General features: G+C 34.3%; 15 protein-coding genes. 8 read left to right on the top strand and 7 right to left on the bottom strand.

The window, feature by feature from the left end:
* Positions 1-15: 15 nt before the first annotated feature.
* The 4 genes from IPI31_16765 to IPI31_16750 all read left to right on the top strand — a co-directional run bounded on the left by IPI31_16765 (position 16) and on the right by IPI31_16750 (position 3,569).
* Positions 16-447, top strand: a complete 432-nt coding sequence (locus tag IPI31_16765) for a serine acetyltransferase (GenBank protein MBK7569475.1) — start codon at positions 16-18, stop codon at positions 445-447.
* A gap of 194 nt (positions 448-641) precedes the next feature.
* Positions 642-992 (top strand): hypothetical protein, encoded by a 351-nt coding sequence (locus IPI31_16760; GenBank protein MBK7569474.1) that lies wholly within the window; start codon positions 642-644, stop codon positions 990-992.
* A gap of 215 nt (positions 993-1,207) precedes the next feature.
* Positions 1,208-2,428: a T9SS type A sorting domain-containing protein gene (locus tag IPI31_16755; protein ID MBK7569473.1), complete on the top strand. Its 1,221-nt coding sequence runs from the start codon at positions 1,208-1,210 to the stop codon at positions 2,426-2,428.
* A gap of 172 nt (positions 2,429-2,600) precedes the next feature.
* Positions 2,601-3,569: a hypothetical protein gene (locus tag IPI31_16750; protein ID MBK7569472.1), complete on the top strand. Its 969-nt coding sequence runs from the start codon at positions 2,601-2,603 to the stop codon at positions 3,567-3,569.
* Positions 3,570-3,620: 51 nt separating this feature from the next.
* On the opposite strand, the gene IPI31_16745 is transcribed toward IPI31_16750, so the two are convergent.
* Positions 3,621-4,142: an ankyrin repeat domain-containing protein gene (locus IPI31_16745; protein MBK7569471.1), complete on the bottom strand. Its 522-nt coding sequence runs from the start codon at positions 4,140-4,142 to the stop codon at positions 3,621-3,623.
* Positions 4,143-4,360: 218 nt separating this feature from the next.
* Complete coding sequence (locus IPI31_16740; protein MBK7569470.1) at positions 4,361-5,323, bottom strand: SGNH/GDSL hydrolase family protein; 963 nt, start codon at positions 5,321-5,323, stop codon at positions 4,361-4,363.
* A 119-nt stretch (positions 5,324-5,442) separates the two neighbouring features.
* Between IPI31_16740 and IPI31_16735 the strand changes: the two genes are divergently transcribed.
* Together IPI31_16735 and IPI31_16730 are read left to right on the top strand one after the other, a co-directional pair.
* Positions 5,443-6,744, top strand: coding sequence for a hypothetical protein (locus tag IPI31_16735; protein ID MBK7569469.1), 1,302 nt, complete (start codon positions 5,443-5,445; stop codon positions 6,742-6,744).
* Between the two features lie 16 nt (positions 6,745-6,760).
* Positions 6,761-8,221: a hypothetical protein gene (locus IPI31_16730; protein ID MBK7569468.1), complete on the top strand. Its 1,461-nt coding sequence runs from the start codon at positions 6,761-6,763 to the stop codon at positions 8,219-8,221.
* A gap of 50 nt (positions 8,222-8,271) precedes the next feature.
* Here the strand turns inward: IPI31_16730 and IPI31_16725 are convergent, their stop codons facing one another.
* Positions 8,272-10,335, bottom strand: a complete 2,064-nt coding sequence (locus IPI31_16725) for a T9SS type A sorting domain-containing protein (protein MBK7569467.1) — start codon at positions 10,333-10,335, stop codon at positions 8,272-8,274.
* A 291-nt stretch (positions 10,336-10,626) separates the two neighbouring features.
* On the opposite strand from IPI31_16725, the gene IPI31_16720 reads away from it, so the two are divergent.
* Positions 10,627-12,483 carry a T9SS type A sorting domain-containing protein gene (locus IPI31_16720; protein ID MBK7569466.1) on the top strand — a complete coding sequence of 619 codons (1,857 nt, stop codon included), beginning with the start codon at positions 10,627-10,629 and terminating at the stop codon, positions 12,481-12,483.
* Between the two features lie 91 nt (positions 12,484-12,574).
* Here the strand turns inward: IPI31_16720 and IPI31_16715 are convergent, their stop codons facing one another.
* Entirely contained in the window at positions 12,575-13,141 is a 567-nt protein-coding gene (locus tag IPI31_16715; protein ID MBK7569465.1) for a hypothetical protein, read from the bottom strand.
* Between the two features lie 240 nt (positions 13,142-13,381).
* On the opposite strand from IPI31_16715, the gene IPI31_16710 reads away from it, so the two are divergent.
* Positions 13,382-13,648, top strand: coding sequence for a DUF1456 family protein (locus tag IPI31_16710; GenBank protein MBK7569464.1), 267 nt, complete (start codon positions 13,382-13,384; stop codon positions 13,646-13,648).
* A 104-nt stretch (positions 13,649-13,752) separates the two neighbouring features.
* Here the strand turns inward: IPI31_16710 and IPI31_16705 are convergent, their stop codons facing one another.
* The 3 genes from IPI31_16705 to IPI31_16695 form a co-directional block, all read right to left on the bottom strand.
* The gene (locus IPI31_16705; GenBank protein ID MBK7569463.1) at positions 13,753-15,393 is read right to left on the bottom strand and encodes a DUF3494 domain-containing protein; all 1,641 of its coding nucleotides are present in this window, start codon (positions 15,391-15,393) and stop codon (positions 13,753-13,755) included.
* Between the two features lie 670 nt (positions 15,394-16,063).
* The gene (locus IPI31_16700) at positions 16,064-16,417 is read right to left on the bottom strand and encodes a nuclear transport factor 2 family protein (protein ID MBK7569462.1); all 354 of its coding nucleotides are present in this window, start codon (positions 16,415-16,417) and stop codon (positions 16,064-16,066) included.
* A gap of 80 nt (positions 16,418-16,497) precedes the next feature.
* Positions 16,498-17,928 carry a WG repeat-containing protein gene (locus tag IPI31_16695; GenBank protein MBK7569461.1) on the bottom strand — a complete coding sequence of 477 codons (1,431 nt, stop codon included), beginning with the start codon at positions 17,926-17,928 and terminating at the stop codon, positions 16,498-16,500.
* Between the last annotated feature and the right edge of the window lie 79 nt (positions 17,929-18,007).

Here is an 18,007-nt window from a genome sequence, read left to right as displayed (position 1 = left end):
CCACAAACATTTAACATGCAGCCACCGATAATTATATATAGAATTTCCCACTTTTTTTTCCTTCTTTATTTAAAGCCCATATCCTTTATTTTTGATTATCTCAATCGGTTGATCTTTCGATGCTGGATACCAGGCTCCGCTAAGATCGGGAAGGGTTTTTCCGTGGGATATTGGGGAATTGGCGTTGTAATACACAGTAATTCGGTAATAGGCAATTACTGTCAAGTGAATCAAAATGTTACCATAGGTAGAAAAATGACGGAACCCGGGGTTCCTACACTTGGAGATCATGTTTATATTGGAGCTAATTCTGTTATTCTGGGAAATATAAGTATCGGAAATAATACGATCATCGGCGCCCTCAGTCTCGTAAATAAAGACATCCCCGCAAATTGTTTTGCTGCCGGAATTCCTGCAGTAATAATAAGAAAAATTGAAAATGAATGAACGTTCATTCATTCTTAATTTTTCATTCTTTCATTCCTTCATTCTTTCATTCTTTCATTAATTCATTAATTTCTCTCCTACCTGTAAAAAGAAGAATAAATCACTATTTTGAGTGATAATTGTCATATCCAGTGATACAATTCTGAGCAAACTTTGTATCAGAAAATAATTAAGAACAATTAAAATTCAACTATATGAAAAAGCTAATATTCACCTTCGCAATATGTTTCATCAGCAGTTTATTGATGGCCGCAACTATTCCTGTATCTGATGAACCTTCAACAAATTTAAATTCTTCTTACATTGTTCAGGGAGATAGAGTTGCTACTACAGGCACCATGCTTCTGAAAGGCGATATTTGGTGTATAAGGTCATATGATCAGGATGGTATTGTTGACTATGTGCCACTTAATCTGTCAAAAGAATTTAAAGTTTCAGGATTGAATGTAAAATTTGCTGGAACTATTAAAGAAGTTTCCGATACCAAAAAATTGGCCGGAATTCCGATCTATTTAATTCAAATTAAAACCATTCCGATCAGGTAATGGTAAAATTTGAAATAGACCAAGAGAGCTGAATTCAGCTCTCTTTTTTTATGCCGGGTCCAAACTGTAATTTGTGACTATTATTGGCATATATAATAGTATGAACAAACCCAACCGGATTTGTTTTGAAAACTTTCTTTCTCTGCATTCTTCCAAAACTCGATATTTGTTTATATTTGAATCACATATTTGTTCTTAACCCAAAACCACAAGTAATGAAAAACCAAAAATTACCAAAATTGACACAGTATTCAGCAGCCTGCGCAGCTTTTCTTGCAGTTGGGCATGGTGCAGATGCCCAGATCGTGTATACAGATATTGACCCTGATGTTCAGGTGGGAATTGATTGGTGGGAATTTGCAACGGACGAATATTTAATAGATATGAATGATGATGGTATCAACGATTTCAGAATTTATGCCGTTTCAGTCTCATTTTCCTCAGCAAGTGTGTTGGATACCTATTACATGAATGTAATTGCACTTGGCAGTAATAGCGTTGCTTTTGAAAATATTGTCATCTTCGACAATTATGTTGGGGGTTACTCTTCTTCTTGCGGAGCTGTTGTAACCGTAACAGATGACATTACACCTCGTATGGATTTCGGAACATTAGTGTCGGAAGACCTTGGATTTAAAAATGGTGGCGCATATTTGTGGGCCGATCAGGAATATGGTGCCTTTGGAGATTATGATGGTTGTTTTATTGACGATGTATTTATGGTTGCATTCGGTGAGTGGCCATTCAATGAAGGTTATATTGGCGTAAAACTGAATATAGACGGCGAAAATCATTATGGATATATTCAGGCTTATGTAGATTATAATTATACCACAATAAAAAGTTATGCATATAATGCTGTACCTGATGAACCCATTGCAGCAGGTGATATTTTTAATTGTTCACAAACCGAATTACTCACCACAATTATAACACCTACAGCTATAAAATATTTTTTTAGTGATATAGACGCTGCAGGCCAATATCGCATCAAATATCGCGAAGCAGGAACAGATACCTGGATGAAAAAGAACAGCGCAGATCCTAATACAAAAATTACGGGGTTAGAATGTAATACAGAATATGAATATAAATACCAGGTAGTTTGTGATACACTCGGAATAATTGAATCAACCGCTTGGAGTCCTGTATATACAATTACAACCGGCGATTGCAGGTTAAATACTTCTGTTGATCAGATCAGTTTAGAAATTTTTCCTAATCCTGCAACAAATTACTTTGCAATAATCTCTTCAAACGAAATTGCACCTAATATTGTTCGTGTTTTTGATGTTAATGGAAAACTTATTTTAGAAGACCTTACTCCTGATACAGATAAAAAATATTCAGTTTCGGAATTTGCCAATGGCGTATATTTTGTGAGCATCATTTTTGAGGATACCGAAATTCAAAAAATGTTCATTATTGAAAATTAATTCTAAATAGTTTTCTTGTTATTTGTAGAAAGAAAACAAATACTTTTTTTAAAAATAAAAGTAACGTATTTATTATAATACCGCTCTTTTAAAATTTTGGTGATTTTATATATTTTTGACATAAATATTGATTACCTTTAACAATATCTTCACCATTACCTAATTCCACACTTTGAAAAAATTATTGATTGCCACGGCTTTATTTCTTTTTTTTATTAATCTATCAATCGCGCAAACTGGCTGCCTGTCAGGTAACTGTATCACAGGATATGGAAAATATGTGGGCGAAGAAGGTGATACCTACGAGGGTTACTGGCTTAACGGACTGCGTTCGGGGGAAGGATATTATGTTTGGAGTGATGGTTCTTCCTATCGTGGAAATTTTTCTTTAAATGCTTGTGATGGCAAGGGAGTATATGTAGGGCCTGATAAAACGGTAATGGATGGTTATTTTGTGAATGGAGTATTTTCAGGGACTACGGATCCTTTGCTTTCAGAGGAGTATGACTATTTGCGAGAGGGATATGTGGGTGATACAATTGATGACGTTGATGATTATTATGATGAGTATTATGATGAATATGATGATGAGTATGATGAAGAGTATTATGAGGAGGCCTATGAAGAATATGATGATTTTCTGGATGAATTGTCTGATGAGAAAACTATTTTTCTGTCCCCGGTAGATGTATTTGAATTTATAATGGAAGGGTATGAGAACTCATATGAATATCTGCGCTTGGGACGAGATACTTCAGCAACATTTACTGAGCAATACATTTCTCTCGTTTCATTTCAGAATGCTGGAATAGCAGTTATAAATTTGGTGCCTGTGTTCGATTACTGGCAATGGTACAATGTACTTGTTGAGGATTCAAATTATCCTGATGCAAAACAGCAATATGATAATTATATTGAGGTTGTGGATAATATTACTACTCCCTGTTGTGTTTTATTAAAAAAATATAAACAAAACGTTGATGCAAATAATGAGAATTATACCACCACTTGGGAAGTTACTAAAGTTAACGAAGGGTTTGATCCCAGTTATTCAAATTTGCAAATAAGTGTTGAATTATATCGGCAGTATGGCACCGATAAATTCACGGCAATGGTAAGAGTTAAGGATTCGTCAAATTAAAGTATTTATGTTTACTTAAATTTTGAACCCAAAAAATATTTGATCAATATTTCAATCGTGAAATGGCATCTTGAATTTTGTTTCCACTGCCCCTAGGGAAACTAAATATTCTTTTACTTCCAATGCATTATCCTCACCTTGATTCGCATGGTGCAAAGGTGAAAATCCATGCGGCCCTTTCATGTTTAATAAAGCAGGATAGGCCGTTAACATATTTTTCACCATATCGGTTTTGCCTAGTAAACAAAGGGTTAAAAAATTCATTTGTGCTCCTTTATCTACAAGGTAATTTACCAACTCAATATATCCAACATGACTTGCCGCTCCTAATGCAGTTTCAAAATCGCCACCTCCCCAGTCCCACGCAACATTTAATAGTGCCGGATAAGCGCTATACAATTCTACAACTTTAGCCATATCGCGATGTGAGGTGCCAACAAATTCTTTTACAAGTGCTGTATCAAATGGTGGTTTTTCATCTGCAAAAGTATTTGCTTTCACTTTTATGGGATTCAGCAATATTGCTGCGGTGCCAGTGATCGCTGTATAAAGAAATCGCTTTCTGTTGAGCATAATGCATTTTTTACGATTCAAATGTAGTCGAATTAATTATAGGTCAGGAGTTAATTTCTTTTAAGATTTGTTAAGTTGAAAATACTAAATATATCTAAAAGCCCCTTGAACTAATATTTTCGAATTCATCTTCATCCTACTTCCTACATCCTATTTCCTACTTCCTACTTCCTACTTCCTACTTCCTACATCCTACTTCCTACATCCTACTTCCTACTTCATTTATACCAATACATTGCACCCGGATCCGATTTGAGTTTTTCATGTGTAGCCCGACCTAGTTCATTAGCTTTTTCTGTTGTAAGGTGAATATAATCCGGTGCATTAAAATCGGATAATGCATATGTAAGTCCATCCCATCTTGGAGTAATACCATTAGCCCAATAATAATCAAGCCAATAGATAAATGGATAATCTGCCATATATCCATTTATATAATCCTCCAACAATAATTTTATGGCCCATCCATTCAGATATCCTTTTGGTTCTGCAAATCTTTCTTCTGAGGAATAATTATTATATCCTTTATCACCTGCCAGAAATAAAATGCAATTTGGGAATTTTGATCGTATCTCCTCTAATAAATTTATATAATTTTCTTTGAGCTGATATGCTCTCAAAATTGTAGTGTCCTGATTCAAAAGATCATCTTCGATACAAAATATAACCTGCACTTGAGAAGCGGAAATATTTTGAGATTGCAGCGTGCTGTCAACCTGAGTCCAATATGGCCCTGCGGGATTTAAAATATCATTAAAATCAATTCCGCCAATTGCGCCATTTACATACCGAATATTTTCCCCGAAACCCGGATCCTCCATTTGTGCGTACTTTATCCCTTCAAATATTTTATGCGGGTTACTTGGCCCTAAGGTTAAAATTACAATTGGTTCCTTTTCCTCAGGATTTTCTATTAAACTTAAATCTCCCAGGCTTTTGCAAACATTGATATAATCTGTATTGTATTGATTGTTTATCAAAGTATTTCCCCAAGGAAATAAACCAGAATTAAGCCCCTCAAATACAAATTCATCAGGATCGTTCAGCGGTATATTTTGTATCTCACTTTGGTCAGGAATTGGTGGTTTAAAATCATCAAGGTCAGCATTCTTATTACAACCAAATTGTATAAATACTACAGCAACTGTGAGCAAAAGGACAACTTTATTTTTAGCGATCATTCTGATTTTCCTTTTTTGAATGTATTATTCTACACTTATCAATTAATTGGCAACAGTTATCATGCCATGGGGATGGCTTTAATGCGGGAGGCGTTGTAAATAGCCTAATTTTGCAGCAAATGAACAATTTAACTACTCCTCCTCTCTTCCCAAAAAAACATTGCAGTTTAAAGAATGTGGCTTTCACGGGTTTATTTTTAATCATTTGCGGAACTATTTCCGCGCAAAATATTAAAAATGAGACCATTGCGTATTCCTATATAAAGCTTCCACTTCAACCGTTAGTGCTAAATGAAAAGAATTTTGTCTCCTCCATTTTTGCAACATTTGAAGAAGATAATGTTATAAAAAAAGCAGCTTATGGGGATGAATTACAAAAAGCAGAGAATGAATATCAAAGTGAAATGGCATTATATCCCGCTCGGGTAAAAGAAGCAAAAGATAAATATGAAAAAGATCTGGCAGAATGGAACGAAAAATCACTCGCGGAAAAGGTTGTAGAAAAACAAGTGCTAAATGAAAATAATAAACCGGTTGAACAAGTTCCCTATCCGCCTCAAAAACGATATGTACCGGAACCCAAACTACAAACAAGTTATGACTATCCTGTTGTTTCGGAAACATATTTGAATTTGGGAGGCTATTATAGGAATAATCAAAATGCGGTAAATATTGTGGTAACAATTCACGGTTATGATTATACAGAACCACGACAAATGACAGAACAAAAAAATGTAGTAAGTTATGTTGATGGACAATCATCTACACGGGCTGTTACTTATTATCATGTTGAATTTAGTTATCGCCATCCCATGTCGGTATTGGTTACAGATCCGCAGGGAAATACGATCATGAATTCGACTCCGCAAGAACTTAATACTTATCGCATTTACAAATCGGAAGAAAGTGACAAAACGTTAAGTATCAATACGGAATTATTAATTAAAAATTATGAAGAAAAGATCTTTCAGGAGAATCTCACCTTTATTAATAATATTGTGAACGATCAAATAGGGTATCCCTTTACAAATCGTATTGCAGAATTAAATTTTGTGAAAGTAAAAGATGACTCTTACCAGGATCTTATGATTGCTTTTAACGATGCTTCTGCCGGATTAAAACTTTTAAAGGATGATCCTGCATCGGCTCAAAATAAATTAAACAACGCATTAAGTATTTGGAATACTGCTCTTCAGGAATCGGATATTCAAAATAAAAAAGCACGTATCGACAAGGATGTTACGCTTGCTATTTATTTCAACCAGTTAGAATGTTACTTTGCAATGCGTGATGTGCAGTCTGCCGAAAATATTATCAGTAAATTAAATGGATTTTCTCTATCCAATGCCGAAAGGAAACAAAAGGAGAATTTTGAGCTTCTTTTTAACGACCTTAAAAAAAGATTAACAGCCAATAAATAACACTTATATCATTTTTATGAAAAAAATCAAATCAATTTTATTGACCTTTTGCCTTATTGCAACAGCTTTATTAAATGCTCAAACACTATCTATTACTTATGGTGGTGCAAGTGATGTACAACTGAGAAAAGAAGTGGAGTACACGAATTTTTTATTGAGCGGCAACAGGTTTTATATCTCCAGATTTTTTGAGACTGCATTATTAAATTATGATATTTATAGTTTCAACCCGCAGGGTCAGGTTGCTTATCACCGGAAATTGGAATTTAATCCCGGCGTATTTAATAATACATACGAGATTAGACAAATTGTGCCTTTTGCCAATACGATGTATGCAATGGTTGAACATTTGGATAAGGCAGCAGGTAAAAATACTTTTTCTGCCCGGGCAATAGATGCGCTTGGAATAGTGTCAGATAAAGAAACAGTTTTAAATAGCGTATCCTATGAAAAAACGATCAATTCCGGTATTAATTTCGTTTCAACTTCTCCCTCCAACCAAATAATTGCCGTGGCTTGTGAATTGCCATACGAAAAGGAAATTTCTGCTAAAATAAAATATGCAACCTACGATGCGTCACTTAAAAAATTGAAGGACGGTGAAATAACCATTCCCGGTGAAAACACTAAAAATAAAAGACTTTCTTTTGTTGTGAGTGATAATGGAACACTTTATTTGATTAGACAAACTACCTCCAAAAACGGGGAAATGATACTCGATGTATACCAATGGACCAGTGGAAGTAATGTTGTTAAAGAATATAATATTGACATTGCTGCACCAGCTTACCCTACTAATTATGTGTATACCACAAATGCAAGTAATGAATTACTTCTCAGCGGCACCTGGTATGAAAGAAAAACGGTTAGTGCAGGTGATCAGCAAGCTTCAGGTATATTTTTCTTCAGCAACAAGGGCCTTTCTGAAAAAAATCTCAAAGTTATTACTCTGGATAAGCCCATAAGTAATTTAACGCCTCAACATTTGATGTTAAATGGAAATACCGTATTTCTGATTGGGGAGCAATTTAAATCTGAAAGGGAAACGCCTGCCGCAACAGCAGCTCTTGGTGATTTTAATTATAACATAACCCATGGAAACAATTTGGTTATAGCTTTGGATGCAGAAGGAAATAAAAAATTTCAGTTGGAAATGGTTAAAAATTTTACGGCAAGAAATTTCGATCAATTGTATCAAACTTCCTGGACAATTTGTAATGGTAAACTTACAGCGATCTACAACGATGAAAGAAAAAAATATATTCCGGGTGTGGAATATGGTATTATTCCATTACTTGTGCAGATAACAAATGATGGTTTAATGCAGGCTCCCGTAATTTTCAAAGATGAACTTGCAATTCCTTCAGGGTATACTTTGTTTCCTCAATATTCTGTTCAGGATTCCAAGGATCAGGTTTCTTTGTTGATGAGTAATGGAACAGATTTGAAATTGGTGACTGTAAAAGTTACAGATTGATAGAATAATATGATTACCCGAACGGGATTTATTATTAGAATTACAATAATTTATTTTTGTAGTATAAATATTTGATTTAAGATCGGACCTTTATCTTGATTCGCATCAATGAGAAATATATTATAAATTCCGTTGGGGAGAAAATTGATGTTCAATTGATGTTCGCTGCAATTTAATGCTTTTCCGTTCCATACAAGTTGACCTGTTGCATTTCTAATTTCTATAATGTAGTTGCAGAGCTCATTTCCTTCTATTTTTATCACTAATATGCCAGTGGATGGATTAGGATATATAGAAAGTTGTTTTGTTAAATTGGTAATTGATATAACGTTGCTTAACTTAATTGCTCCGTTAATATCTTTTTGTTTTAGCCTATAATAATTTGTTCCATTTTCCGGAGTTTCATCTACAAATTGGTATTGATTTGTTTCATTGGAATTTAATGATCCCATTATTTTACCGATATTTATAAAATGTGATTCATCATAACTCCTTTCTATTTCAAATACCAAATTATTTAATTCGGTTTCAGTTGTCCATTGTAAATAATTTTTATTTTCAATATTTTCTCCGGTAAAGGAAGAAAGCGTAACTGGTAAGATCATTAAAGGGCATTCGATGTCGTACTTTGCAAAAAACGTATTGTCAACAGTGGAAGCAGCAACTAAATTATTTACACTTGCACTTGGATCAAAATCAACAGTTGAGATGCCGAAAAAAGGTGCATTAAAAATTCCGCTATAATATATGTAACCACCAATATCTTTGGTTAGCGATGATTTATATCCCGCCACACTGCAATAACAAGTGCGACCAAAACCATCAGCCCATAAATAATTGCCGTTAATATCATATCGTGCAAAAATATTATAATAGGGGGGAGGTAAACCCCCGGGAACAGAAATGGATGCAATTCCAACACCGGGATCCATGTCGATAGTTGCTGCACCACCACTCAAATAACTTCCGGAAATATAAATATTGTTGCAATAGTCAACCAATACATCAATATTACTCGTATTTAATGGTAAAGCCTTTACCCAAATATAATTACCATTGCCATCGAATTTTTCTAAATATGAACTTGCTCCTAATGCACCGATTAAATTAACAGTTCCTGCGCCTGGATCAAAATCAACTGTATTATTAAAAGTACCCGTTACGATAATGGAACCTGAAGTATCAACGGAAATTGCAGTTCCACAATCAATACCTGTACTTCCCATTTGTTTGGCCCACAAATAATTTCCTGAAGGATCATATTTTGCGATAAATATATCTCCGATTCCAGCAGAAATTAATCCTGTATAACCGGCACCGGGGTCAAAGTCTGCGGTGCCTGCAAAATTTCCGGTAAGAAAAATATTATCGTTTTTGTCAACTGCAATATCGCGAACATCCTCAATACCTAAACCTCCAATTCCTTTTGCCCATAAATAATTTCCTGAAGCATCATAACTCGCAAAAAAAATATCCTGCGACCATACTGAAGTGAGAAACGCTGTCCCGGGTCCGGGATCAAAATCAACCATATTATTAAAATTCCCCGCCAACAAAATATTTCCGGCATTATTTATTATAATTTCATTTCCGCGATCGTCAGCCAGCGAACCAATTGCTTTTGCCCACAAATAGTTTCCCGAATTATCATATTTTGCAATATATATATCATTACTGCCGGATGCCGACGCTAAATTTGCAGTTCCCGCACCAGGATCAAAATCGACGGCAGCACCTGAAAAATAACCGGTAATATAAATATCCGAATTATCGTCGATCGTGATGCTGTTATTTCCATAAGAGGTATTAATGGCGATGTTTTTGGCCCATAAATAGGATCCATTTATATCATATTTTGCTATATAAGCATTGGAGCCATATGGTGAAGGTGTTATAGAAGATATTCCAGGACCCGGATCAAAATCGACTGTGCCAAAAAATACACCGGTAATAAAAACATTACCTGCATTATCCACCGCTATACCGCGCTGAATTTCTTCTACATTTCCGGAAAGCGCTTTGGCCCATATATACAATGGAGCCTGTGCGAAAGTATCCAGATCGAACACAATCACATAAAAAAATACTATGGCTAATACTTTAACCTTTTTCATTCCCAACACTGCGAATTTTTCATCACTAAAAGTAATCTTAATGCGACTCTGCAGTAAAGACTTGTATCACCATAAATTATGATTATCATTAATAATACAGAAGTTTTTACACTTTGGAGATTGGGTTTGTTTGTATCAGTCCGATGTATGACACAGGTCATACTAAATGCCTGATATTCTTTTTTATTTTGTGGTATAATAAATAAAATATTGTGATTGAATTGTTATATCCGTCTGCAAATACACAATTGTTACAATTAATAATTTTTTTTAAAAATTAAATTTACGGCAATGAAAAAACTTTTAATTATTTGCTGTTGCCTGTTTTTGGCGACAGCTTCGGATGCACAAATAACATTTGAAAAAACTTTCAGCACCATTGGTGAAAGTATTGCTAACGATGCAAAACAAACCTCCGATGGCGGATATATTGTTGTAGGTACTTCAAACTACAGCTATATGTCGAGTGGTGAGATCTTATTAATAAAAACTAATGCTCAGGGGGATACAATTTGGACAAGAATGTTTGGAGGTGTTGGTGCGGACCAGGGAAATGCAGTAATGCAAACTTTAGATGGTGGATATATGGTTGCAGGTGCCACAAATTCCTTTGGGGCTGGTGGACTTGATGCTTATCTGATAAAAACAGATGCAGGTGGTAATTTGTTATGGACAAAAACTATAGGTACAGCTGGGAATGACGCTGCATATGGAATTGTTCAAACTGCTGATAGTGGATATGTGTTCTCCGGGAACGAACTTACCTATGGCATAAATGGTTTTGCACATCTTGTAAAAACGGACAAAAATGGTAATGTTGTTTGGTCGAAAACCTTTGGTAACAGTATTAGAAAGAATTATATTTTTTCGTTGGAACAAACAAGCGACAATGGTTTTATTATGGGTGGATATGAAAATAATTTTATTTCCACTAACGATGAGTTTTCTATGATAAAAGCAGATAGTGCCGGTAACATGGTATGGTATAAAACTTATGGCGATATGTATTTTGACCATAATTTTTCTGTTTGTGAAGCGGCGGATGGAGGTTATGCAATTGCAGGAATTAATTTTGAATTAGGTGGATATAATTTTGATGTGAATATTATTAAGACCGATATGGATGGAATTGTTGAATGGACAAAAAAATACGGAGGTGCAGGACATGAGGATGTTTATTCCATAGAGGCAACCGAGGATGGAGGATTTGTATTTGCAGGATCTTCTTCCAGTTTCAGTCCTTATCAAAATGCTTTTATTACAAAAACTGATTCTATTGGAAATGTAATTTGGAGTAAAACCATGAATGGAACAGGATATGATATATTATTCAGTGCTGAAGAAACCGCAGATGGAGGCTTTGTGTTTTCAGGTGTAAAAGATGAAGTTGATGGCGTAAGCGGAGATCTTTTTCTTGTTAAAACCGATGCAGATGGCAACACCGCATGTAATAACTCGGTAAGTGGTTATGAAATAATACCACCTACAATTTCGGGCCCATTATTTTCAACCGGTAATTCTACACCAATAGTATATTTCCAAACTCCTGAAATTAGTGGGGGTGCAATAATTAACTCATTATGTTGTGAAGTGCCATCAGGCCTCTTTACAAACAATATTACAACCACCAAAGCCAAATTAAACTGGACTCCGGAGCCTGGAGCAATACAATATGAAGTGTGGTATAAAAAAAGCGGCGCGCCTACCTGGAAAATTAAATTTGTTCCTGGAATAAACAATAAATTAAATCTCAAAAATCTAAAATGTAATAAAGGTTATGAATGGCAAATAAGGACAATTTGTGATACTGCCGGTGTTGACCAGGTATCAGGATTTTCAGTGCTACTAAATTTCACAACTTTGCCTTGCAGAGAGAGCGAATTTATAGTGGAAGAAAATTTATTACTCTATCCAAATCCGGCATCAGGTCAATTTACCATTGAATGTTTCATTCCGGAAACCAACACAGATGCGATTATTTCTATTTATGACCTAAATGGAAAAGTTATGTTTCAACAAAGAATGGATGTTTTGGATGGTGAATTAACTAAAACAATTAATTCAGAAAATTATCCTTCCGGCATTTATATTATTAAAATTGTTTCAGGTTCAATAATTGAAACACAAAATATCATTATTAATAAATAGCTTAATTGAGAAGTTTAAATGTAAAAAAAATGGCGCATATTATTTGCGTCATTTTTTTATAAGTTAAAGTTCCGTGTTGTTTTTTATAAAATTAGTAATCTTCCATTAATTCTGAAGCGGTAAAAATGAAGCTGTATGCAGCAATAATTCCATATTTGCAATCCTCTGTAGTTATAGCTATGATGGTGTCTTCCGACAAACCAACTGTTGCTTCCAGAGTTAAGCCACCCTTTCCGTTACTGTTTAATATTCCCACCTGTGTATTATCAAATACATAATCTTTTATTCCATTATTTTGATTATAGTAACTTCCGAGATACACTTCGTTACCCTTAAGATACATAATAGGTTTACTTTTTTTCTTAACTGCAGGATAATATTGATACAGTGTGTCATTTTGAACAAGGTAAAAATATTTATAATTTGGGCCACTGTTGGAATCGTACATGTAATAAGGAGTTGGATCTCCATTAGCTTCATCTGAAAGGGAAGATAATAAATTAGGAAAACCAAAAATCAATTTGGAAGAGTCAATACCCAATTCACCATAATGGTCTGCTGTTTTGGAGGTTTGGATCGTGCAAATAGATTGTGCGGAAACACTCGCAATGAATAAAACGAGAGTTCCGAAGAGCATAAGCTGTGTGATTTTTTTCATAAAAAAGGGTTTAGGATGAGTAATTAACTGTGATCTGCACTATAAATATATTTAATTTCAATGAAATTCAATAAAAACTGCCAATATTTACAAAATTCTACCAGTGATGATCATTAATAAGATTGGATTTGCTTAATTTTTGATTTATAGTGAAAATTTGCCTTTAACCCTACCGGGGATGTAATAACAGGAATGTTTGTCTAATTTTGCTACATTGCGTTACTTAAAAAATAATTTTATATGCTTAGCAACAACGATATACTTAAAAAATTGAGGGTGGCATTGTCACTTAGAAATGAAGATATAATTGAGATATTGGCTCTGGTCGATTTTCAAATTACAAAAGGTGCTTTGGGCGATATGTTCCGTAATGAAGATCACCCCAATTATGTTGTGGCGGGAGATCAGATATTGCGCAATTTTTTAAATGGCCTCATCATTTACAAACGAGGGCATAAGGAAAGTCCCCCCGGTGAAAATCCTAAAGATGGAGATATTAAAGTATAAATATGGGCTCTAATTAAAATATACCATCTGGAATAAAAAAAAATCGCAATAATTAAATTGCGATTTTTTTGATATGAGTGGTTATTGAATTATAATTTTATTGATTATTGAATTATTAATCTGGAAGTATATTGTTTGTTTCCGGAAGTAACACGAACAAAATAGATACCTGCAGCACATTCTTCCAAATGGATTGTTTCATTCAGATCGTTTCCTTCTGTAGTAATGTTTTGTGTGTATACAATTTTGCCTAATGCATTAACAACTTCCACAATATTATCAGATGATTTTTCTGTTTGTAATGAAATAACAAAATCAGATGATGTTGGATTAGGAGATATCATCAGGTTTTCGTTTTCTGTAACATCACCGGATTTACAACTATTCACAACTAAACGAACAGGAGTATTTTTTATACAACCTTCCATATTTGTTACTATGCAATAATAATGTCCTTCAGCAACTGGAACAATTTTGTAAGTGTCAGCACCTGTTCCGGTATAAATTGCACCTTCAAAATACCACTGATAAGTATTTGTTGCGATATAGTTTAATTTTAGTAAAACATTTGTACCTGGAGAGGGAGCACATAAATTAAGACCATTCGGTGATAAAACATTTACGTTTGGATTAGCACTTACCTGTAATAAAGTAACATCAGAAACGTCAGAACAACCACCTGGATGTGTAACGTTTACGGAGTAATATGCACTCTTGTCAGTACTGTAAGTCGATGAATTTGCAGTTGGGATCTGATTGCCATTTTTATACCATTTATAAGTACAATCAACACAACTTTCTGTTGCAAATAGAAAAGGAGTTCCTTTACATGTACTAACCGTACCTGTGGGAGTAATACTTGTTGTTACAAGTTCTTCATCTATTAACATATCACAATCGTTATCCAGTCCATCACATAATTCGGTTGCTCCGGGATATGCGGTTGCGTGTAAATCATCACAATCGGTATTATCTGTAACATATCCAATTGGCGCTGTAATTGCCCATGTGGTATTAGATAGATCTCCAAAACCGTCACCATCAGTATCAGCATAAAAAATAACAGGTGTTCCCAATTGAATAATACTTGTACTCATTGCTATTGCACCAACCTGAGTTAAAGCTCTTCCGTAAATTGATGCTCCTGCAGCAAAAGCAATTGCTCCATTTACAACGAGGGTGCCTCTAACTGTGGAACCTGCAGCAAAAGCGGCAGCACCGTTTACTTGCCAATAAACATTTAATATACTTGCTCCATTAATTAAAATGATCTCTGCTGCTGCGGCTGTTGTAAAGGCTCCATTTACCTTTATTATGAACAATGCATCAGGATCACCCTCACCGTCTAAAAATAATTGTCCTGAAACAGCAGCAGCACCACCTGTACAATAATTACCCGGAGTTACAATTTGTCCATCACCCATTGTTGCGGTCATTACATTATCACAGGGAACGGTTCCGAGTTGTGTATACGCGGAAGCAACATCAAGAGCACCTTGAATGGTTGCATCATCTGCCAAATGTATGTCACCTACAATAATTCCAGGAGGGAAACCGGTTAATGCTCCCACATTTGTACCCATATTGCCGGTTACTTCTGAAACTCCGGCACTGCTGATTGCACCAGCTGCAGAAAATAATGCATACGTTGATAAGGTTCCAAGATCAGGAGCCTGTGCAAAGGTGACTATTGGCGATGTAAAAATTAACGTCGCAATAAATGCTTGTTGTATTCTTTTTAACATATTTTTTAAATTTAATTGAGAAAGAATTTTCACAATTTTTTAAAGGTAAGCCGTTAAAAAACAATAATTGCAGTCTGTTACATTACTCCTTATTTAATATGTAGTTTATACCACTTAATGTGACATTTGAATCAATTTTATTTAATTATAATGGATTCAACACTCATGCTGTTACTCATCGTTTGTATAAATTTAAATTTATTTTTTTATGTTAAAAATTATACGTCAATACACGCAATTTTATTCTTAATTAAAATTACAATAGCGGTGAAACTGAGCCATAGCGCGGTAATTGATGCGAAATTAAATTAGTGTAATTAGAAATTATGTAAGTGAATTACATTTTACACAAAATAATAATTTTTATTTTTAATGAAAATGTTGGTAAGTATTTTTTCCTTTTGGTCTAATATTTCGAGTGTATTTTGTTTTTCCAATAATTATGCAACAATTAATTTATTTGATATTAAATGTAATTTCATAATATTATTATATAATTCACAGATTATGAGATATTACCTTGATTAATTTATTACAACTACAAATATGTAATAAATTTATACAGGAACTTTAAATCAATTTATTAAGAAAAAGTAAACTCCCTGAGTTAAAATAAAAACATCAGGTTGAAGAAGAATTTCAACCTGATGTGTAAAATTTACAGATTTGTTCAGAAAAAAAACTGCTCTAATATTATTTTTCCATCCTTTACCTCATACAGGCAGATTTCTTCCAAAACCATTCTTCCTTGTCCTTTAAATGTAGCATCAAGCACCATAGCAACCGAAAAATATCTACCGGCAACTATTGGGTCAGAAAACGATCCTCCGTGGCGCTCTTCAATCATTGCGGCGAAATTTTTGCCTTTTTCCAATACCGCAACTTTTCCGGTGGCAGAAGGAATAGGAGAGTGTTCGGGTTCAATACTGTTTGCACTGTCGGCGTACAATTCGTTTTGGGCTTCCAAAACCTGACCCTTGCGGCAAAGCTCTACAAGGCGATCAGCAATTTGTTTAGTTGTCATTTTGTTTAAGTTTCCATAATGACGAACGAACCTGCGTTAATTGGACAAAATTGGTGAAGTATGTTGAGCAATTACAAAATTTATTGATCACAGGGTATAAAACCCCATTTTCCTTTATTTTTAATTGCTATCAAACCCTCAGAACATTCCGGAAGAGCTTCTTTTGGGTCGTAATCACTTCCATCTATCAGTTTTTTTCCTTTTAGCGTATAAATTCCGGTTACAATTCCCTCCTTGTATAAATTAAATCCTCCCTTTGTACCAAACCAAATACTTGGGTTATTGTATTCTATTTTAGTTTTCATTTTATAGGTTGCATAAATGTTATGCCCTAAATATTCGATGGGTTCGCTAAATAATGGTGTTACAGCTTGTAATGAATTGTCGAGAAGTTGAAATTTATCATCCTTAATAACGGTATAAATTCCATTCTTATAATATATCTGTTGATATTCAGCGGGTAAAATTATTGTACCCGTTTTATCAATTAATCCCGTGGCATATTCGAATTCTGCAATTTTTTCACCAAATACGGCTGTTCCATTTTCAAAAAATGTTGCGGCATAATAATGGGTATATGGAATTATATTTTTTCCACTTGCATCAATATATCCATATTTTTCATCTTGATTTTTAGCAGGTAACAGTCCATCTACGATCCGCCCATCACCAATAAATATATTGGTTACAACAATATTACCTTCAGCATCATAAATGGTTCCATTGCCATTATCAGTATTTAATGCAATAAAACTATTTTCTGAAAGTGGAATTATTTCATCATAGATAGCTTCGCTTAATTTTTCTCCTTTATTATTAATTAGTGCTAGTTTTCCGCCTTCTGTACAGGCTATACAATTGCCCGCAAATATAAATCTCCAATATTTTTTAGCCATTAATATTCTGCCTGTAGTGTCGATCATTCCTGATTTATCGTTGCCTCTATATTGAATTCTATCGTAACTGATTTCAGGAATTATTTCTCCCATAATTTCATGAAATAGTATTTTACCATTATCGTTAATCAGAAAATCGCCTTCCCCATATTCCTTGCAGATAAACAGATCCTGTCCTAAATAAATAATTTCGTCAAATTGTGGTGATATTAATTCCGTGCCATCCTCCTTTGCTACTCCTACCAAATTATTTTTACTGATTAATTGTAAATTCCCATGTTTGGTAAAATAATATTTTTTTTCAGAAATGTCGGATAAAGTATAACCCGGATCTACATCTTCCAACACCAATTGTTTTTTGTTACCATCAGGAAAAATAACTCTGTATCCAGTTTCGGATGAGTAAGTTATATCAGCGAATTGCGGGGTGATGACCATAGTATTTGTGTTATCTATTAATCCCCATAGATCATTGGTTTTAACGGCTGCAATGCCGCCATGAAAGGGCTTTACGGCAATATATTGCGGCGGAATTATATAGTCCTGCGATTTGCAACTTAAAATATTAAATAAACTCATATAACAAATTGACAGAAGTGTTAAATACCTTTTCATATCAATAATTTTGTCAGTAATGATCCAAAAATACATAATTGGAACTACAAATGTGTAAAGTTTCCGGAGAGAAATACTT

Source organism: Bacteroidota bacterium, from assembly GCA_016706865.1.
Classification (GTDB): Bacteria; Bacteroidota; Bacteroidia; order Chitinophagales; family BACL12; genus UBA7236.
This window is presented reverse-complemented; position numbering and strand designations above follow the sequence as displayed.